Below are 19,800 nucleotides of genomic sequence, written 5' to 3'. Positions count from 1 at the left end.
ATGTCTACATCAAGCGATCATTTTTTCCATAGAGATGAATTGATACAAACATTTGATGCCTGCCTAAATAGAACTTTAGGCGAGGTAGATAAAAGCCATGTTTTTAAAAGAACTATTTTAAATCCTAAGATTACTGGTATTGCGGGAGATGTTGTAGAACAATCTATATTAGGCTATCCTGCTGATACTAGGCAAGAGCCAGATTTAAATGTTGATGGCATCAAAACAGAATTGAAGACTACTGGAATAAGATATTCTAAAAAGGAACGTAATAAATATGAAGCAAAAGAGCCGATGTCTATTACAGCAGTATCTCCAGATAGAATTGTTGCGGAAGTTTTTGAGGATTCTAATTTTTGGCATAAATTAGAGCATCTTCTGTTTGTTTATTATCTTTATGCATCTGATAAAACAGTTCCCGCTGCTGAATATGCAAATTTTCCTATAAAAGGCTATCAATTTTATGAGTTCAGCGAAGATGATAAAACGACCTTAAAGAACGACTGGACAATTGTTCATGATTTCATTGTGGAATTACAAACTAATTATACTGACTACAAAAGTCAATATCCACGTTTGTCTTCAGAATTAAGGGATAAACTGCTCTTTATTGATACAGCTCCAAAGTGGCCGAATCCACCACGTTTTCGTTTGAAACGTGCCGTGATAACCAACATTGTCCAGGAGCACTTTGGCAGTGAGCTAGAGCAACTCCCAGGCAAATATACAAGCTATTCTGACATAGACCATAAGTGCCATGCACTTACTCAGCTTTATGCTGAACAAACAGTAAAACAGCTTGTGGACTATTTTTCTATTGATGGAAATATCGAGGATAAATCTATTAGTGAAAGAATAATTGTTAGAATGTTTGATGGACAGGCAAAGAAAATGCAAAAAATAGATTTATTTAACAAAATCGGATTGTTAGGAAAATCCGTTGTAGTTACCAAAGCCGGGCTACGCACTGAGGATATGAAACTGTTCTGCATTGATTTTGAAGAATTAACGAATCCAGACATCCAGTTTGAGGATTCTTCTTTTAGAGATTATTTTGCAAATAATCAAATGCTATGCATTGTTTTTGAGGAACCCAGCACCGATGCTCCGTTCAAGGATAATAAATTACTTGGATTCAAAAGATTAACCTTTGATGATAATTTTATAAATACACAAGTCAAGCCAATCTGGGATGATATCAGAAGACTAATTTTTAATAACAAACTTATCGATGTTATAAAGATCGATAAGAAAACAGGTCAGCCAAAAATCAACAAAGGAACTGGAACTATTCAATCTGCACCTAATTTTCCAAAATCCTCAGACGGTCTGATTTTTGTTCGTGGTAGTGGCTCAGACTCTACAAATAAGCCCGAAGAGGTTAATGGAATCAGAATGTATAGACAGTATATCTGGATAAAAGGTGTTTATATAGCGCATAGATTATCCGAAATAAACTTCTTATAATCTTGAGAAAATACTTGTTGATCTTTTGAATGTTTTTTGCTATAATAGATCAAGTTGAAAGGAGTTTTACGATGGATAAAACTATTTGTGAATTATTCGCCGGAGTCGGCGGTTTTCGATTAGGATTTGAGAGATTAGATACTGAATGGAGAACTGTTTGGTTTAGTCAATGGGAACCAAAAGCTGCCACTCAGTGGGCACACAAGTGCTATGTTCAGCATTTTGGCGAATCCGAAGATGTTAATGGCAACATCACTACAGGTAAAGATATTGCTGAGGTAGACAAAAATACTATACCAGACCACAATCTACTCGTTGGTGGCTTCCCTTGTCAAGACTACTCTGTTGCTCATGGTTTATCAACAGAACAAGGAATACATGGTAAAAAGGGTGTTCTTTGGTGGCAAATATACGAAACCATAACTGCAAAGCGCCCTGCATTTTGCTTATTTGAAAACGTGGATAGATTATTAAAGTCACCTTCGAAACAGCGTGGTCGTGATTTCGGTATAATGCTTACCTGTTTAAACGAACTTGGATATTCTGTTGAATGGCGTGTTGTAAATGCCGCCAAATATGGTGCTGCACAACGTAGGCGTAGAGTATTTATTTTTGCTTATAGAAATGATACCATGTTTGCATTAGGCGAAAATAATTTCTCAGCAGTCGATATAATATCAACCGAAGGATTCTTTGCTAGAACATTTCCAATTATCCCTATTACAGAAGTTAATTCAGTTCCTGTTGAGACTAATGTAATAATTGCATCTGATGAATTTAAATTTGATTTTTCTAATGCTGGATTAATGTCAAATGGTATCATTAACACTGCTGCTGTTTCTGAAATTGAAGAGCCTCCAATTACTCTAGGACAAATATTAGAGAGTAATGTTGATGAAAAATTCTACATCACAGATGAACGTATGGAAAAATGGCAATATTTAAAAGGTGCTAAAAAGATTCCTCGTGTAGCAGCAAATGGTCATGAATACATCTATTCAGAGGGGCCAGTTGCGTTCCCTGATGCTTGGGATAAACCTGGCAGAACTATGTTAACTAGCGAATCCACACTAAATAGGAGTACTCATGTGGTTGAAGATCCTGGAACACATCGTTTAAGGCTTATAACACCCATTGAAGCCGAACGTTTGCAAGGTTTTGATGATAATTGGACTAATTCTGGCATGACACAGAGAATGCGCTATTTTTGTATGGGGAATGCTTTAGTTGTTCCTATGATTACTCGTATGGGGCGCACTCTTGATCAAATAATCGCAAATGAACCATAATTCTTTATTTAAAAAATAGCCCACCAATTATCATCGGTTGGCTATTTTTTACAATATTATCTATAAAATATATATCAACATTTCTGTCTACTCAACCTCCCTATTTTAATCCTGTCAACTCAACCCTACAGCATTTCCATCGTGGATATGTTTGGTTCTGATTTATCCAATAAAAAATCCGAGAGCCAGAGTTTACACTCTAACCCTCGGAAAGTCCTTTATTTCAAGGCTTTTTAACCCTTTACCTATCTTTTCTTGTTATCAATACAACACTCTCCACGTGTGCGGTACGCGGGAAAAGGTCCACCGGCACTGCTGTCTGCAATTCGTATCCATCACCGGCAAACGTTTTAAGGTCGCGCGCCAGTGTTGCCGGGTCACAGGAAACATAGACAATGCGTTGCGGCGCCATGCCCGCCGCAATATGTGCCAGTGCTGCTCCGCAGCCTTTGCGCGGTGGGTCCAAAGCAATGACATCCGGGGCAAATCCCTGCTGCTGAAAATGGGCCGCGGCCTGTGCCGCGTCACCGCAGAAAAATTCCGCATTGGCAATACCGTTGGCTTCTGCGTTTCGGCGGGCATCCTCCACGGCGGCAGGAACGACTTCTACCCCAATCACTTTTTTGGCGTCTTTCGCCATGGATAAGCCAATCGTTCCCGTACCACAGTACAAATCCAACAGCGTTTCTTTTCCGGTCAGCGCGGCAAAGCGTCCCGCCAGGCGGTACAATACCTGTGCCTGGTCGTGATTGACCTGATAAAAGCTGTCCGGCGAAATGGAAAACTGCAGACCGCACAGCATATCCGTCAATGCCGGAACGCCCCACAGGGTGCGGTATCGGTCTCCCAAAACGACATTGGTGCGCTTCCGATTTTCGTTCAGCAGTACACCAGCAAGACCTGGAACCTGCTGCCGCAGCAGGTTTACCAGCAAGTCCTCCCGGGAAACCATGCGGCCATTGATGACCAAGCACACCAGCACCCCGCCGCCGGCCATCGCCTGCCGCAGATACAAATGCCGCAGCAAACCTTTTCCGGTGCGCTCTTCATAGACGCTGTCTTTTGCCTGCCTGTACCACTCCTGCACAGCGCGGACGGCTTTCGTAAAGGTTTCTGGCTGCAGCCGGCAGTCCATGCAGGGCACAATACGGTGACTATGCGGTGCATAAAAGCCTGCCTGCAGGGTGCCGTCCGGCGAAAGTCCCAGCGGGAACTGTGCTTTGTTCCGGTATCGCTCCGGGCAGGGCGCCGGAATCAGCGGCTGTACCATCTGCGGCGAAAGCCCTGCAATGCGCTCTATTGCATCACGCACACGCTGTTCCTTTGCGCGGCATTCCGCTTCATAGGAAATATGGCGGAACACACAGCCGCCGCACTGGGCGGCCTGCGGACAGTCAGATTTGATGCGGTCCGGTGACGGAGCGATGATTTCTTCTATTTTCCCATACGCATAGGTCTTTTCCGTCTTGAGAATGCGCACACGCAGCTGGTCCCCCGCTGCAGCGCCCGCTACAAAGACTGCCGCACCGTCGCAGTGTCCCACTCCGCTTCCCTGCGCCGTATATCCGGTAATTGTAAGCGACACAATATCGTTTTTTGCAAATGCCAGTGTCCTTTTCATATATGCCTCCGCTGCCCCGTAAAATGGGGCTTTTCTGTTTTTTTGATTGTATCACATTCTGCCCTGCACGGCAAAATCATGTGCCCGTTTCCCCGTAAATCATACCTGTAACTCTTTACGAAAACTCAGAACAAAATTCCCCTCTTTTATACAATAGGTAGATTCTGCTTTTATTGGCTTGGATTTGATTGACAGGAACCGTTTTCGTACCTATAATATAGCTGTACTTAAGAAAAACAGAGACCACCGCACAGAGCAATATCTGTTCTTTCTTTTTCCTTTGCATATAAGTTCACGCGGTCGGATGACCGCAAAACCTTTTCAATACAACTCCTCCCCAAAAGGCAAGGAACCGGGAAACCGGAACCTTGTCTTTTATTTTTTGATTGCTTCTGCTGCCCCTGCACTCGCTTTTACCGGCTTGTGCGGGGACTTTTTCCGGCATCCGGTATTGACCTGCTCCGTTTTTCAAAATATAATAGGTAAATGATATAAAAGTAAAGAGAAGGAAACAAAATGTTAAAACAACTGACAATACAGCAGCTTTTTGATTTATCTCATACAGCGGCAGCCCCGCTTCTTTCCGGCTGCACCTATCCGTGGGAGGCTCTGCCAAAAATTCACGACTTCATTTTACAACTTGGCCCTACTCTGCCGGCAGACCAGTATGAACAGCGTGGAGAGAATATCTGGATTGCCAAAAGTGCCGTCATCTACCCTAACAACTACATTGCCGGTCCCTGCATCATCGGGCCGGAAACGCAGGTTCGTCCCGGTGCTTTTATCCGCGGAAATGCGCTGGTTGGCACACACTGTGTCGTCGGCAACTCTACCGAGCTAAAGAATGTCATTCTTTTTGACAACGTTGAAGTTCCGCACTACAATTATGTTGGTGACTCCATTCTCGGTTTTCACGCACACATGGGTGCGGGCTCCATTACCAGCAACATCAAATCGGACCGACAGCTCGTTGTGATTCACGCGGAAGAGAACCTGCCCACCGGTCTAAAAAAAATCGGCGCCATTCTGGGCGATTATGTGGAAGTGGGCTGCAACAGTGTCCTGAACCCCGGTACCATTATTGGCCGCGGCTGCACCGTTTACCCCACCAGTTCCGTGCGTGGATTCATTCCTGAAAACTCCATTTATAAGGAAAAGGGAAACATCGTTAAGAAGGTGTAAAATAATGTATCAAGCCTGTATTTTTGACCTGGATGGTACCCTTGCAAACACACTCGGCTCCATTGCAGAGTTTTCCAACCGCGCACTGCACGACTGCGGCTATCCGGAAATTCCCGTGGACCGCTACCGCCATATCGTGGGAAACGGTGCGTCTGTACAGGTCCAGCGCATGATGCACATTGTCTGCCCACAGGGCTTTACAGAAGCGGAAATGCAGAAAGTGCGCCGCCTTTATGACCAGTACTATGCGGCCGAGCCGCTGAAAGGCATTGTTGGCTACCCCGGCATGCCGCAGCTGCTGGCCTCTCTGCGCCGCCTGAACAAAAAGTCCGGTGTCCTTTCCAACAAACCTGACAGCTGGGCGCAGTCCATTATTGCGGGGCTGTTTCCGGACGGTACATTTAACGCCGTCCACGGCCAGCGGGAAGGGATTCCCTGCAAACCCGCACCGCAGGGGGCGCTTCTGCTGGCACAGGAACTGGGAACAGCGCCGAGGAACTGCCTGTATATCGGCGACACCAACACAGATATGCAGACGGGCGCCGCCGCTGGCATGGATACTGTTGGCGTTCTGTGGGGATTTCGTGACCGGGCAGAACTGGGAAACGCACACGCGAACTATATTGTTTCGGACCCCGCACAGATTTTGGACATTCTGCGGCGCGGTCTGCCGGCGCCTGCATGAGGGGCGAACCCGCGCAGAAACTGCGCCGGCGCACACACCTCGGTTTTCGCATCATCAAAACCGGCATTGCCGTCACATTGTGTCTGGTACTGTATGACATACTGAACTTACCTCAGGCATTTGTTGCCGTTGTAACCACAATTATCAGCATGGGGCCCAATATTAACCACTCCATTCGTTCCGGAAAGGATTCCCTGTTGGCCGCCGTTATTGGGGCTGTGACTGGTGCCCTCATTTACCACGTTTCGCCGCAGAATCCTGGCCTGTGCGGGCTTGGTGTGATTGCCGTTATTTTTTTGTGTCAGTTTCTTCATCTGCGCCGTGGTACACTGATGGCATCATTTATGTTCGTCATGGCCATGCTGCAACCGGAAACCGCCGGTACGGTACAAACCGTAGGATGGTGTTTGCTGGCTGCGTTTCTAGGTATTGTTATTGCGCTGGCAGTCAACCTGTTTATTCTGCCGCCCAATTATGCGCAGAATATTTTACAGCTGGACCGGCAGATTTATGATATGCTCTGCTCCGCTGTAAAAGCCTGTGAGGACCGTTCTGCACCGCCTGACCTGGAGGCGGTGCAGGTACAGTTCCGCCGGCTGGAGCGTGATATACAGCTGTACACTTCCGAATGGAAACTGTTCCGCAACTGTGACAATGCTGTGTTTCAAACCGCGCGCAGGCTTTTCTCCTATCGGGAAGTGCTGGCGGACTTATGGGCCATCGACCGGCTGGACCGCACACTTTCCAGTGAAACAGCCACAGTGTACGCCTATCACCTGAACCGTGCCAACACACTGTTGGCTTCTCTTCATCCACAGCTGCCGGCACATCAGCCGCAGGATGAAAAATTTTGATAACAGAAATGCCGCTGAAAACAGGTTTTCCTGCTTCCAGCGGCTTTTTTAGTCCTCTTTTGTTTTTTGCAGGCACACCTGATATTGTTCTTCCAGCCAATCCATTGCCGCGTCATAACCGGCCGCGTCCTTGGAAAACTCCTTTTGCGCTTCCAGTTTGCTGCGCGCCATACACATTTTCCCGTACCAAACACTCATTTGAATCATATCTCCGGCAGCGTCCACGCGGTAATTCAGCGGCATGAGACTGCCCGTATAAAAATTGTTGTTCTCTGTAAAATAATCTGCTTTTGGAATACCAAACCGATTTGGCACAATTTTTCCCTCCTGTCCAAAAACGGTACCCATAGTGCCGGAACTGCTCTTTCGCGCATAAGATGAAGCGGAGGTGTTGAACACATGGAAACCAAGGTGTACAACTGCATGAACCCTAAGGAAAATCCCCTTCCCCCGTGGATGCGTCTAAGCAAAACCTCTGCGGGACCGGATGAAAAGGCAGCGGACCCGGTCGAAGCTTTTAAACGAGACCCAGATTCCTTTTTTCCCGACCTGAAAGAATGGATGGGAAAAGACGAGGACGACGAGGACTGACTGCCCGCCAGTCCCCCGCCGCCCGGAAAGTGGCACGGCTCCGCGAGATGAAAGCGGCGCTGTGCCTTTTTATTTTATTTTTGCAGCAGCTTCCGCAGACTTTCCTCGTAGGGTGCACGGACAATTCCCTTTTCCGTCACGATTGCAGTAATGTTTTCATGCGGCGTTACATCAAAGGCGGGGTTGTAAGTTTTTACGCCTTTGGGTGCCGTCCACACACCAAAACGGCAGGTAATCTCCTTTGAGTCACGCTCTTCAATCGGAATTTCTTTTCCGGAAGGCGTGTTCAAATCAATGCTCGGTGTAGGGGCCGCAATATACATGGGAATGCCAAAATATTTGGCCAAAATGGACACACTCATGGTGCCAATCTTGTTGGCCGTATCGCCGTTGGCGGCGATGCGGTCACAGCCGACAATAACAGCGTCTATTTTGCCCTGTGACATAACCATAGCCGCCATATTGTCCGTAATCACGGTAACATCAATACCCGCCTTAAAAAGTTCCAGCGCCGTCAAAGTGGAGCCCTGCAGGCGCGGACGCGTTTCATCAGAATAAATGTGCAGATGCCAGCCCTTTTCCTGTGCAAGGTACATGGGGGACGTAGCGGTTCCGTACTTAGAGGTTGCCAGTTGTCCCGCATTGCAGTGTGTCAGGATACCCATTCCATCATGCAGCAGCGGCATAAAATTCTCACCAATCTTTCGGCAGATATGAATATCGTCGCTGTGAATTTGCTTTGCTTTTTCCCGCAAAATGTGCTTAATCTCCGAAACCGGCTTTTCCCGAACGGAAAGCGCCGTTTCCTTCATCTGCTGCAGTGCCCAAGAAAGGTTCACTGCCGTTGGACGGGATGTATTTAGGTATGCTGCTTTCTCCTCCAGCACTTTCCAGAAAGCACTGAAGTTCTCCTCCGGTGCGTCTTTAATCCCGAAGTATAGTCCATAGGCCGCCGTTACACCAATCGCCGGCGCACCGCGCACCACCATGTCCTGAATGGCGTGCCACACACCTTCACAGGTATCATATTCGATATAGGTGATTTCATTCGGCAGCTTGGTCTGGTCCAGCAAGGATAGCTTATCCTCCGCATCTTTCCACGTAATTGCCAGCAGTCCCGCCATAAACAGGTCCCCCACCTTTCTGTTCTTTTATCTGCAGCTGATGATTATATGTTGTCAGGATACCGGTTTATCCGGCCTTCTCACGGCTCCCGACAAACGGTCGTCAAGCAAATTCTCATCGATAATCTCGAAATGGTCAGACATTGCCCGGCAGGCACCGCTGCGGTCCCTATTTTTCAGGCAGACAACCATATTTTCGTGGATGCGCTGCAACCGCCGCTTTTCCATGTCTGTACGGGAAATACTTTTGCGCATGTCCTTAATGAACAAATCCATGACATCGGAAAGGGCCTGCAAAATAGAAAAAATCAGCCGATTCCCGGAAGCCAGCGCTATGACATAGTGCATTTTTTTATCCAGAATGGCGTTTTCCTCTTCATCCTGGCTGGCAGCCATGGCAGAAACAATCGCTTCTAAAGAGCGCAGCTGCTGCGATGTAATATGGTCAGCGGCCAGGAAAATGGCCTCTTCCTCCAACCCGCGGCGCAGCTCACTCAGCTGACGGTAACTGACCTGCTGAAGCAGGAACATCAAAGAAAGGGACTGAAATAAGCTTCTTTGGAAATTCCCGGAAATGTAGTTGCCGGCGCCCTGTGCGCTGGTAACTGTACCCAGCATCTCTAAAATCCGCAGTGCCTCACGTACGGAATTCCGGCTGACGCCGAGCATATCAGCCAATTCCCGTTCCGGCGGCAGTTTGGAACCCTGCTGCAAATTCCCCGCCAGAATCTGCTGCTTAATGTACGCAATAACTCTTTCGTATGCCTTTCCTGACTGTTCTTCTTTATTGTCCGTTCTATCCATATCTTTCACTTTCGGTGGTTCCCCCTGAAGCGCCTCATTTTGCCGGTAAGCTTCCGGCAAGCACGGTCGAAACGCCGCGTTTTCTTTTTATCCTATCATAAAACGGCAGCCCATGCAATCCATAGATAGGCAAAATTCGACCTTCTCATCATAAGGATACAAAAAAGCTACGCAGAAATATGCGCAGCTTTTTCTCCTTTTTGGCCGTCTTCTCTTTTGTTCTGAAAAGGAAAAAGCAATTCCTTACAGGTTCTTTTCGCAAAAGGCCTTCAATTCTGCAGCATCTTTGGCCTCACTGGCGCCTTCCACAGAAAAGGTGATTTCGTCGTCTTTCTTAACACCAAGGCCCATAACCGCAAAAATACGCTTTGCGTCTGCACTGCGGCTCTTGGCAGCCATCTGTACGGAAGATGTACACCCCTGTGCGCATTTGACCAAAAGTCCTGCTGGACGAGCGTGAAGGCCCTGCGGGTCGGTAACGGTATAGGTGAATTTCTGCATATCAGTCACTCCTGTAAATATAAAATTTATTTATTTGAAAAGCAAGCCTATAGTCAGCTTGCTTTGCCTGCGAATTCTTTCTTCTGTTTCCTGCTTTTTAGGGCGATAACCATCAGCATGGAAACAACCGTGCCCACGCCAATCGTCAGCAGGAATAGCGGCAGACTGTTGGTTGCACCCAAGAAACCAACAATCGGACCGCCGTGCGGGACCACATCTGTAATGCCAAGGACCATGCCCAGTGCCGAGGCAACACTGCTGCCAACAACAATGCTGGGAATGGCACGCTTCGGGTCACAGGAAGCAAACGGAATGGCACCTTCGGTAATGCCGATAAGTCCCATCAGCAGTGCCGGAATGCCGGCAGCGCGTTCTTCTTCATCAAAGCATTTCTTGCCAACCAGCGTTGCCAGTCCCATTGCCAGCGGCGGCACTGGAATAGCACACGCAACCGCACCCATAATCTGCGGCGTACCCGCAACAATGGAGGCTGTACCAAATAGGAACGCGACCTTGTTGATTGGGCCGCCCATATCGACACCTATCATAGCACCAAGCAGCAGACCGAGTGGAATGGCTGTCGCCGGATTTTTAGACAGAAAAGTCAGTGCGTTGTTCAGGGCAGTCATCAGCCAGGAAATCGGCGCACCGAGGAACAGAATCAGTGCGGCCGAAACTGCCGCTGTGCCCAAAATCGGAATCACAAAAATCGGCATGACTGGCCGCAGGCTCTTCGATACCCTCCAGCTGTTCATCCATTTGACCAGATAACCGGCCAGGTAGCCGACCAAAATAGCGCCGAGGAATCCGGTGCCGGCGGATGTACCGAGAATTTCCTTGCTATTTGCAACCATAGCGGAAATCATGGCCGGTGCCAGTGCCGCACGACCAGAGATTGCATAAGCGATAAAGCCCGCCAGAATTGGAATCATCAGATTAAAGCCCATGCTGCCTATCTGGTTTACCTTACTCCAGAACCCCGGCGAAACAACCATGCCCTTTGCCGTGGGTGTACCACCGCAGGAAATGGACACAGCGATAAACAGGCCGCCGACAACGACGAACGGAATCATGTAGGAAACACCATTCATCAGCTGCTTCATGGCTGTTTTGCCTGCACTGACATCGCCAGATGATTCTTTCTTCTCCGCTTCGCCCTCCTCGGTGCCTTCCTCACTGCTGCTGTAAGTCTGTGCACGTGTTGGCAGCGACTGCAAAACCCCGCTGGCATCTTTGATAACATCTTTAATGGGCAAAACCAGCGTTTTTTTGCCGTTAAAACGTTCTTTTCCCTCAATGGCGACATCCGCGGCAACAATAACGTAATCCGCCGATGCAACATCTTCCGGTGTCAGTTTGTTTTCGGTTCCCTGTGCGCCCTGTGTTTCAATTTTCACTTCATACTGCAGTGCCTTTGCTGCTTTCTCCAGCTTTTCTGCTGCCAGATAGGTATGGGCGATACCAACAGGGCACTTGGTCACGCCAACGATTTTCACTTTAACTCTTCCCCCATCTGCTCAATAATATAGTTGTAAAGTGCCACCGCATCTGGTTCCGTAAGCAGACGGTTCAGGAACTCATCGTCCGCCAGCTTGCGGGAAAAGTGGGACAGCACCTCCAGATGTGTATTGTCTGTATCTACCGTAGGCATCACCAGTGCAATTGCCACCTGAACCGACTTACCATCAATAGAGTCCCAGTCCACCGGCTTCGAAAAGCGGACAATCGCAATAAATGGATTCGTGAGGTTGTCAATCTTTGCGTGTGGAATCGCTATGCCGCCGCCAAATCCTGTGGATTCAATCTTCTCCCTGCCGACAAAGTTTTTATACAGCGCACTTTCCTTGATTGTGCTGTAGTGCTCACCGCACAGTTTGCTGATTGCCTTCAGCGCCGACTTTTTACTGTGCCCGGGGTTAACATCGAAGTGGATGTTTTCCGGTTTCAGTAAATCTTTAATCATTTTCAGCTCCTCCTTCCGTACTTTCCTATATTTTGCGCTGCTCTGCGCCGCCGCAAAATACAGGGAGGCGGAGTTTTTCACTGTGTCAGATGGTTCATATAATCGGCAAATTCCTGCCGGTCTGTCATCTTTTTGACTTCGTTCAGCGTCTTTTCATCATCAATCAGTGCGGAAAGCACTTTGTAAAATTTCATCATCTGCGGCTTCATGTGCAGCAGGCTGTCCGGCTGAATTGCCAACAGGAAAACGAAGTCCGCCGTATCCTGCCTGTCCCAAGGAATGGAATTTTTTAGGACAGCTACCGCAATGATTGGGCGCACAACATAGCGGGTGGAACCGTGCGGAATGGCAATGCGGCGGCCGACCTGCGTAGAGGCGGCTTTTTCCCTCTGCAGAACCGATTCATTAAAGCCGGGCAGAACGTATCCCTTTTCTTCCAGGTCGCCACACATGGTTTGCAGCAAAGCTGTTTTTTCCGCATGGTCACAAAAATAAACAAAGCGGCTGTCAAACAAACGAATCTGCTGCAGGTCGGTGTTTTTTGTAATATGCTCCATTTTACGCTGCAGTACTTCGAACATCTTTTTTTGTATTTTCCGAATGTCATAGGGAATCAGAAAATTGTCCACCACAACAACATCTTTGCCGCCGAACGTATCACCGATATTTTCGGCGGTGATGACAAAGTCACAGCCGCTTCGGCGGACACAGTCCGGTTCCTGTACAGTGGCAATACGAATGACAGAAATGTTGGGAAGCAGCCGTTCAATCTGCTGTTTCAGCAGCTGAGAAACACCAACACCGTAACTGCACAGAATGCAGATTTTCACCTGTGCGCTGGCACGCTCTACTGCCCCAACAACATAAACGGTCAGATAGCCGACCTCATTTTCCGTCAGTTCTACCTGCAGGCTGTCTCCCAACAGCACGCTGGTGGTCCATACAACCGCATATACATTCGGGTATTCTCCTTTTACTTGGGCAAGCAGCGGATTGGGAATGTAAATGCCATAGCGCAGTTTTTCCACCGCGGAGCGCAGGTAAAGAAACAGGTCTTTTTCCAACGCGCTGTCTGCACGCAGGTCAAGCCCCAGCAAATCGCTTGTCAGTCTGACAAAGCGCTGTACCGTGGCCAGCGTCTGCGGCTCCTCCTGCTCACACATCTGCAGGGCCTTTGTGTCCTCAAATTCCTGTATTTCACAGGCACTGACACAAAAAAGAAGGTACTCCCTTTCCGCCGGCGGTATCCGGACACTGTACGAATGCTCCAGCTGCTGCACCAGGGCCGCCGTCACCCTTTGGCTGAATGCAGGCCGATTTTTCAAAGGACATTCGGCAAGGGGTGCCTTTGCCCTGCAGCGGAATAGGGCAAAGGAAATTAAGAAAAGGAGTGTCTGGCGGGCGTTATATGCAAAGTGAAATCCATATTCCTCTTCTGTATTCGCGGTGCTGGAAAGAACGCCAGAGGCGTCAAAGCCATTCAAAAAGCGCGATACATTTGTCAGGAATCCCTGGTCTGTGCCGATGCCGCTTTCGGAACGGTACAGCACAAACAGCTCCGCCGCCGTCATGCGGCGAACAAGTTCACTGCATTCGGTCAAAAATCCTCTGCCGCGTTTTTTCTGCAGACAAATGCCGCGCTCTTCCAACCACTGCCGTGCTTCCTCCAGTGCTTTTTCTGCACCGGAACGGCTTAAGTAAAGTTTTTTCTCCAGTTCCGCCATACCGACGGCACGATCCTGCAGCAGAAGTGCGCATACCGCATATTTCCGTTTTTCTTTTGGAATATCTCGTGCAGAGAAGCGAAGTAAACTTTGCAGCTTATCCCATTCCTCCGCTGTCATCAGAAGCCGGAATCCTTTTTTCGGCTTTGCGGTCAGTTCGCCCAGCTGGTTCTGCTGCAAAAAGGTGCGCACCTGCAAAAGGTCATTGCGTACAGTTTTCGGTGAAAAGTGAATTTGCTCCGCAATCTGGCGAATCGTAATATACTTCTCCTGCCCATGTAAAATCTTTAGGATTTTCTGCTGCCGCTCGGTCAGCATGGTGCATATAACTCCTTCCGCTTTTTCTATTATACTATAGAATATGGCAAAGTACTGTTGATTCTATTGACACGCTTTTGGCGAAAAGGAACTCTTTCTTACCACATTTTCGCTTCTATTGTATCTATTCCAAAGATGTCTGTCAATAATAGCGCATTTCATACAGCTCAACATAATTTTTTATATATGTTGATGCTATTTAAGCCTATAAAAGCGGACAGACAGCAGTTCCCTTCTGTCTGTCCGCTTTTTGATTTTTCTTTTATTTATCAAGCAGACAACTGCCGTCCCGGCCACTGACGCAGAAACAGGCAGCCAATACCGGCGCCCAAAATCAACCCACACAATACGTCACTGGGAAAATGGACGTACAAATACAGGCGGGAAAAGGCAATCAGCAATGCCAACGGTACTGCCGCCCGTTGGAAAGGGCTGTTGGTTCGGCGCAGCACGGCGGCACCGGCGGCGGAAGTCATGGCATGGCCAGAGGGAAACGAATACCCATGCGGTACAGGAATCAGCAGCGGAATATTTGGGTTCTGTATGCACGGCCGTGGACGGGCAACCAGCGGCTTCAAAAGCAGATTCCCCAGTAGCGCACACGCCCCAAGTGCCAGCAGCAGTGCCAGTCCTTGCCGGCGATGCTTTCTTTGCAGGAAGAGCACTGCTCCCGCCACAATCCAAAAAAAGGCGCCGTTTCCCAGCGCCGTAATCATAGGCATTAAAATATCTAGGAACTGACAGGAAAGGTTTTCGTGTATCCACCCGAGAACAGACCAGTCGAGTCCTGTAATGAATCCGCCCATTCGCTTCTCCTTATTCTATCCGTGAAAAAACAGTGCTCCTGCTCCATACGTGACAAAAGCAACAATGACACCCGCCGCAATTACACCCATTAGGATGGACGGGATTGCCTTTTTCATTGGCATTTCCAACATTGCCGCCACCAGCGCACCGGTCCACGCGCCAGTTCCCGGCAGCGGAATAGCAACCAGGATAAACAGGCCCCAAAACGCGTATTTTTGTACGGAATCCGATTTTTTCGCCGCCCGTGTTTCCAGCTTGTTGACTATTCTTTCAAAGCGCACACTTTTTTTGCGCAGCCATGAAAAAATACGCTTGATGAAAACAATGATAAATGGCACCGGCACCATATTGCCGATAATGGAAACCAAAATGGCGACCCACAGGTTTACACCATTTGCCACCGCAATGGGAATGGCTCCGCGCAGCTCCACAACGGGCACCATGGAGATAAGAAACGTCATTAAGATTTTCCCAAACATACTATTCCACATGAATTGCTGTTTGCTCCCTTCCTGCAGCAGGAAACTTTTTTCGTCTTTTTTATTATGCAAAATCAGTCTTTTTATTATTATAAGCGGTTTCCTGCAAAGTTGCAAGAAAAGACTGCTGCCGCTGTTCCACATTGTGGCACCCAGCAAAAATCCCATGAAAGGATTTGCCCATCCAAAGCATTCCCATAACGCAGTAAATCAATGACTTTTCCGCTTCTGAAACGGCGGCACCGCAGTTTTCTTTCATTGCCTGCTTATTCAGCGGTTTAATACGTTTATGCAACAGGTACAAATCTATGGGGAATTTTCCTTAAGCATTGCAGAAAGCACAACAATTTATGTGGAAAAAGGTTGCTTTTTCCCGTGAATCCCCTAATAATGAAGAAAACACATTTAAGGAGAGGAAACCAAATGAAAAAGTTTTTTGAGGAATTTCGGGAATTTGCCACACGCGGGAATGTCATCGATATGGCCGTCGGCGTCGTCATAGGCTCTGCTTTCAGTTCCATTGTCAACTCCCTTGTAAAGGATATTCTCATGCCATTCCTGGGCCTTTTGACCGGCAAAGTTAATTTTTCCGGTCTTTCCATTACGCTTGGCGGAAAAGCCGTACTGACCTACGGCGCATTTTTGCAGGCTGTTTTCAATTTTCTGCTGATAACCTTAGCGATCTTCTTCCTGGTTAAAACCGTTAATCGGCTGAACAGCCTGCGCGGTAAAAAAGAGGAAAAAGCCGAAGAAGCTGCCCCAACAAAAGAAGAGCTGCTGCTGACGGAAATTCGTGACCTTCTGAAAAAAGGAAACGAAGAACAACCAAATGACTGATTTGCCGCAGCCCCCTACTGGGAATTTGCCTTTCCCGCCGTTTTAAGCTGTTACCTGCAGCGCGCAGGGTCTGGACATTCTGGGTGCAGACGTTATAACCGCTTGGTCACAGAAGCCTGCCGAGCGGCCGAAAAGAAAGCCCAGCAGGACGCCACCCTTCTGTAACATCACCACTGCTTGGAGATATCATTCAAACTGACGGCCGTACGGTTCCCTGCAGCAGTTCAAACTGGTTTTTATGAAACTTGAGAACGCCTTCGTCCCTGAGCCTGGAAAGCTCCGCAGACATGGCGCTGCGTTCGACAGATAAATAATCCGCGAGTTCCTGCCGATTAAACGAAATGCAGAATCGACTGCACCCCACTCTTTTGGCCTCCGTCGAAAGAAAGGCCAGTAGTTTTTCACGCGTGGTGCGTTTGGATATGACTTCTATCTTTTTCGTCAGCGATATATTTTTCATGGATATGATACGCAGCATATTCTGAATGAGCTTGCTGTGAAAGCTGCATGCCCTGGTACAGGGAACAGCAAGCCTGTGACAGTCGATGAAAAGGAGATCGCTTGTGGTCGTTGTAATCACTCTGATTGGAAGCGTCTTTGTTTCCGCACAGGCAAAGGACTCCCCAAACAGATTCCCGATGTCAATTTGTCCAAGAATATTTCTGTTTCCATAATAATCGTCCTGCACAACCTGGACCTGCCCTGATAGGACAATACCGAACCGTTTGATATTTTCACCACCAGAAAATACGGTTTGCTCTTTTTCAAAATGAATCGGCTGTGCGGACAAGCATGATAAAAGCGGCTGTATGTTCTCTTCTTCAATTCCTTTGAATAATGGTACTGTTTTCAATACATCTAAATAATTTTTCATAAAATCCTCCTTCGTTGGAATTCCAACAGACTTATTCTCTTCAATATAGTAAACTTCGGGTGTAAAGTCAATAAGGACCTGAAAGGACACGCAAGGAGGTAAAAAATATGATTCGAAAAATCATCAAAATTGACGAGAAAAAATGCAATGGCTGCGGGCTGTGCGCAAACGCCTGCCATGAAGGGGCAATCGGCATAGTAAATGGAAAGGCCAAGCTCCTGCGTGACGACTACTGTGACGGACTCGGTGACTGCCTGCCGACCTGCCCAACGGGAGCCATCCGCTTTGAAGAACGCGAAGCGAAAGAATATGACAAAGCCGCCGTAATGAAAAGCAAGCAGAGTAAACAGCAAGGGACACTGCCCTGTGGATGTCCAGGCACACAGTCTAAAACCATTCATCGGGAATCCCAGTGCAAGACCACCTGTACCGAATCTTCTGAGAATAAAAGCCAGCTTATGCAGTGGCCCGTCCAGATTAAGCTTGTGCCGGTCCGCGCGCCGTATTTCTCGGATGCCAACCTGCTGGTCGCGGCCGACTGCACAGCCTATGCCTATGGCGATTTCCACAACAAGTTCATCCGAAACAGGGTGGCTCTGATTGGCTGTCCTAAACTGGACGAAGGGGATTACAGTGAAAAACTGACGGAAATCATCAAAAACAACAGCATCAAAAGCGTCACGGTCGTCAGAATGGAAGTTCCCTGCTGCGGTGGAATTGAAAATGCGGTGAAACGGGCGCTTCAAAACAGCGGCAAAATGATTCCCTGGCAGGTCGTGACGATTGCAACCGACGGAAATATCCTGGATTAATGGGAAAACCGCAAGAAACAATACTGTGGATAAGAATACACGCAAACGGATGGAAAATATAAAATATTTGCATATCAAAGGAGGAAACATGATGAGTATGTTTTGTTATCAGTGTCAAGAAACCGCGGGCGGCAAAGGCTGCACCGTACACGGCGTGTGTGGAAAGTCCGAAGAGGTCGCAAAGCTGCAAGACCTTTTGATTTACACGCTGAAAGGCATTTCCGAAATTGTGGTCAAAGGGAAAATCAATGTTAAAAGTCTTGGCCAGACAAACTACGAAGTCCTCAATAGTTTGTTCATGACCATCACCAACGCAAACTTCGACGCTGGCTCGATTGAAAAGCAGATTGTGAAAATGATTGCCGTCAGGGATAAGCTCCGGAATTCCACAGACTGTGCGGATTTGCATGACGCGGCGACCTTCACGGTCAGCTGCCGAGTGTCCATGCTGGGAAAAGCCGCTTCCATCGGCGTGCTGTCAACCGCGGACGAGGACGTACGTTCCCTCCGCGAAATGATTACGTACGGATTGAAAGGTATGGCCGCTTACACCGAGCACGCCAAAAACATCGGGAAAGAAGACCTGTCTATCAATGCCTTTCTCTATGAGGCGCTGGCGGCAACGCTGGACGATTCCCTCTCTGTCGACGATTTGGTAGCGCTGACGCTGAAAACCGGTGAATATGGCGTGAAGGCTATGGCACTTCTGGATGAAGCCAACACTTCACGGTTCGGCAATCCTGAAATCACCAAAGTGAATATCGGCGTCCGCAAAAACCCCGCAATCCTGATTTCCGGCCACGACCTAACCGACTTGGAACAGCTCTTGGAGCAGACCAAAGGCACCGGCGTGGATGTGTACACCCACAGCGAGATGCTTCCCGCCCACTATTATCCTGCTTTCAAAAAATATGAAAACTTTGCCGGGAATTATGGCAATGCGTGGTGGAAACAACTGAATGAGTTTGTATCCTTCCATGGCCCCATTCTCTTTACTACCAACTGCATCGTCCCACCCAGAAGTGAAGAGGTCCGGAACAGAATCTTTACCACGGGTTCCGCGGGATTCCCTGGCTGCAAACATATTGAAGCGGATAAAAACGGCAAAAAAGATTTTTCCGAAATTATTGCACTTGCCAAAACACTCCCTGCCCCCGACGAAATCGAAACCGGCAGCATTGTCGGCGGCTTCGCCCACAATCAGGTGTTCGCGCTGGCGGACAAAATCGTAGACGCTGTCAAATCCGGCGCAATCAAAAAATTCTTTGTCATGGCTGGCTGCGATGGACGTATGAAATCCCGGGAATATTACACTGAGTTTGCCAAAAAGCTCCCGAAGGATACGGTGATTCTCACCGCCGGCTGCGCGAAGTATCGCTACAATAAGCTCCAGCTGGGCGATATTGGCGGAATTCCGAGGGTTCTGGACGCCGGTCAATGTAACGACTCCTACTCTCTTGTCCTCATCGCACTTAAGCTCAAGGAAATTTTCGGGTTGGACGACATCAATGACCTGCCCATCGTTTACAATATCGCATGGTACGAGCAGAAGGCTGTCATTGTCCTGCTGGCACTTCTGTCCCTTGGCGTAAAAAACATTCACCTCGGCCCCACACTGCCCGGCTTTCTATCGCCCAACGTAGCCAAAGTGCTGGTTGAAAAATTCGGCATTGCGGGCGTGGGAACAGCAGACGATGACATTGAGCGGTTCATGAACGCCTGACACAAAACGCGACAGAGAATGCACTCTATTCCTGCAAATGATACACATTGGGACATGGACTACATGAAAGGGAAATTATGATGAAACATACTGAAATCATTGCGGACGATTGAAACAAAGACTCAGACAAGTATTATAGCAGAAT

The 19,800-nt window shown here is 48.1% G+C and carries 21 protein-coding genes; 9 read left to right on the top strand and 12 right to left on the bottom strand.

What is annotated here, in order from left to right:
* Both ACIHKT_RS00945 and dcm read left to right on the top strand, forming a co-directional pair.
* Positions 1 to 1,467, top strand: a complete 1,467-nt coding sequence (locus ACIHKT_RS00945; RefSeq protein ID WP_174193550.1) for a MutH/Sau3AI family endonuclease — start codon at positions 1 to 3, stop codon at positions 1,465 to 1,467.
* Positions 1,468 to 1,538: 71 nt separating this feature from the next.
* Positions 1,539 to 2,756, top strand: coding sequence for a DNA (cytosine-5-)-methyltransferase (gene dcm, locus ACIHKT_RS00940; protein ID WP_174193552.1), 1,218 nt, complete (start codon positions 1,539 to 1,541; stop codon positions 2,754 to 2,756).
* A gap of 241 nt (positions 2,757 to 2,997) precedes the next feature.
* Here the strand turns inward: dcm and rlmD are convergent, their stop codons facing one another.
* Positions 2,998 to 4,377 (bottom strand): 23S rRNA (uracil(1939)-C(5))-methyltransferase RlmD, encoded by a 1,380-nt coding sequence (gene rlmD / locus ACIHKT_RS00935; protein ID WP_404352565.1) that lies wholly within the window; start codon positions 4,375 to 4,377, stop codon positions 2,998 to 3,000.
* A 516-nt stretch (positions 4,378 to 4,893) separates the two neighbouring features.
* Here rlmD and ACIHKT_RS00930 point away from each other — a divergent pair.
* The 3 genes from ACIHKT_RS00930 to ACIHKT_RS00920 are packed head-to-tail and all read left to right on the top strand — an operon-like array spanning position 4,894 to position 7,098.
* Positions 4,894 to 5,559, top strand: a complete 666-nt coding sequence (locus tag ACIHKT_RS00930; RefSeq protein ID WP_086034982.1) for a UDP-N-acetylglucosamine pyrophosphorylase — start codon at positions 4,894 to 4,896, stop codon at positions 5,557 to 5,559.
* A 4-nt stretch (positions 5,560 to 5,563) separates the two neighbouring features.
* On the top strand, positions 5,564 to 6,244 hold the full coding sequence (locus ACIHKT_RS00925; RefSeq protein WP_404352563.1) for an HAD family hydrolase: 681 nt from the start codon (positions 5,564 to 5,566) through the stop codon (positions 6,242 to 6,244).
* Positions 6,241 to 7,098 (top strand): aromatic acid exporter family protein, encoded by an 858-nt coding sequence (locus tag ACIHKT_RS00920; RefSeq protein ID WP_086034980.1) that lies wholly within the window; start codon positions 6,241 to 6,243, stop codon positions 7,096 to 7,098. The genes ACIHKT_RS00925 and ACIHKT_RS00920 overlap by 4 nt, the downstream gene beginning before the upstream one ends.
* 48 nt (positions 7,099 to 7,146) lie before the next feature.
* Here ACIHKT_RS00920 and ACIHKT_RS00915 read toward each other — a convergent pair whose 3' ends face one another.
* Positions 7,147 to 7,413: a hypothetical protein gene (locus tag ACIHKT_RS00915; protein WP_157658877.1), complete on the bottom strand. Its 267-nt coding sequence runs from the start codon at positions 7,411 to 7,413 to the stop codon at positions 7,147 to 7,149.
* Positions 7,414 to 7,497: 84 nt separating this feature from the next.
* Between ACIHKT_RS00915 and ACIHKT_RS00910 the strand changes: the two genes are divergently transcribed.
* Entirely contained in the window at positions 7,498 to 7,689 is a 192-nt protein-coding gene (locus ACIHKT_RS00910; protein WP_086034978.1) for a hypothetical protein, read from the top strand.
* Between the two features lie 74 nt (positions 7,690 to 7,763).
* On the opposite strand, the gene mtnA is transcribed toward ACIHKT_RS00910, so the two are convergent.
* The 9 genes from mtnA to ACIHKT_RS00865 form a co-directional block, all read right to left on the bottom strand.
* Positions 7,764 to 8,813, bottom strand: a complete 1,050-nt coding sequence (gene mtnA / locus ACIHKT_RS00905; protein WP_086034977.1) for an S-methyl-5-thioribose-1-phosphate isomerase — start codon at positions 8,811 to 8,813, stop codon at positions 7,764 to 7,766.
* A gap of 54 nt (positions 8,814 to 8,867) precedes the next feature.
* Complete coding sequence (locus ACIHKT_RS00900; protein WP_236849762.1) at positions 8,868 to 9,617, bottom strand: FadR/GntR family transcriptional regulator; 750 nt, start codon at positions 9,615 to 9,617, stop codon at positions 8,868 to 8,870.
* A 243-nt stretch (positions 9,618 to 9,860) separates the two neighbouring features.
* Complete coding sequence (locus ACIHKT_RS00895; protein ID WP_086034975.1) at positions 9,861 to 10,118, bottom strand: HPr family phosphocarrier protein; 258 nt, start codon at positions 10,116 to 10,118, stop codon at positions 9,861 to 9,863.
* 53 nt (positions 10,119 to 10,171) lie between these two features.
* Positions 10,172 to 11,614: a PTS fructose transporter subunit IIC gene (locus ACIHKT_RS00890; protein ID WP_086034974.1), complete on the bottom strand. Its 1,443-nt coding sequence runs from the start codon at positions 11,612 to 11,614 to the stop codon at positions 10,172 to 10,174.
* The gene (locus tag ACIHKT_RS00885; RefSeq protein WP_157658876.1) at positions 11,611 to 12,081 is read right to left on the bottom strand and encodes a PTS sugar transporter subunit IIA; all 471 of its coding nucleotides are present in this window, start codon (positions 12,079 to 12,081) and stop codon (positions 11,611 to 11,613) included. The genes ACIHKT_RS00890 and ACIHKT_RS00885 overlap by 4 nt, the downstream gene beginning before the upstream one ends.
* 77 nt (positions 12,082 to 12,158) lie before the next feature.
* Positions 12,159 to 14,123: a transcription antiterminator gene (locus ACIHKT_RS00880; RefSeq protein ID WP_174192671.1), complete on the bottom strand. Its 1,965-nt coding sequence runs from the start codon at positions 14,121 to 14,123 to the stop codon at positions 12,159 to 12,161.
* A gap of 269 nt (positions 14,124 to 14,392) precedes the next feature.
* Complete coding sequence (locus ACIHKT_RS00875) at positions 14,393 to 14,929, bottom strand: phosphatase PAP2 family protein (RefSeq protein WP_086034971.1); 537 nt, start codon at positions 14,927 to 14,929, stop codon at positions 14,393 to 14,395.
* Positions 14,930 to 14,944: 15 nt separating this feature from the next.
* Complete coding sequence (locus ACIHKT_RS00870; protein WP_236849701.1) at positions 14,945 to 15,421, bottom strand: small multi-drug export protein; 477 nt, start codon at positions 15,419 to 15,421, stop codon at positions 14,945 to 14,947.
* A 52-nt stretch (positions 15,422 to 15,473) separates the two neighbouring features.
* Positions 15,474 to 15,713, bottom strand: a complete 240-nt coding sequence (locus ACIHKT_RS00865; RefSeq protein ID WP_404352558.1) for a hypothetical protein — start codon at positions 15,711 to 15,713, stop codon at positions 15,474 to 15,476.
* Positions 15,714 to 15,832: 119 nt separating this feature from the next.
* Here ACIHKT_RS00865 and mscL point away from each other — a divergent pair, with 119 nt between their 5' ends.
* The gene (mscL, locus tag ACIHKT_RS00860) at positions 15,833 to 16,246 is read left to right on the top strand and encodes a large-conductance mechanosensitive channel protein MscL (RefSeq protein ID WP_086034969.1); all 414 of its coding nucleotides are present in this window, start codon (positions 15,833 to 15,835) and stop codon (positions 16,244 to 16,246) included.
* 190 nt (positions 16,247 to 16,436) lie between these two features.
* Here the strand turns inward: mscL and ACIHKT_RS00855 are convergent, their stop codons facing one another.
* Positions 16,437 to 17,120: a Crp/Fnr family transcriptional regulator gene (locus ACIHKT_RS00855; RefSeq protein WP_404352556.1), complete on the bottom strand. Its 684-nt coding sequence runs from the start codon at positions 17,118 to 17,120 to the stop codon at positions 16,437 to 16,439.
* Between the two features lie 107 nt (positions 17,121 to 17,227).
* Between ACIHKT_RS00855 and ACIHKT_RS00850 the strand changes: the two genes are divergently transcribed.
* A complete protein-coding gene (locus ACIHKT_RS00850) occupies positions 17,228 to 17,932 on the top strand; it encodes a 4Fe-4S binding protein (RefSeq protein WP_086034967.1) in 705 nt (234 codons plus the stop codon).
* A gap of 91 nt (positions 17,933 to 18,023) precedes the next feature.
* Positions 18,024 to 19,655 (top strand): hydroxylamine reductase, encoded by a 1,632-nt coding sequence (hcp, locus tag ACIHKT_RS00845; protein WP_174403083.1) that lies wholly within the window; start codon positions 18,024 to 18,026, stop codon positions 19,653 to 19,655.
* Positions 19,656 to 19,800 lie beyond the last annotated feature (145 nt).

The sequence above is a fragment of the Caproicibacterium sp. XB2 genome (assembly GCF_044880635.1).
GTDB lineage: Bacteria > Bacillota > Clostridia > Oscillospirales > Acutalibacteraceae > Caproicibacterium > Caproicibacterium lactatifermentans.
Note: the sequence above shows the minus strand (reverse complement) of the source record. Positions and strands in the feature narration are given on the sequence as shown.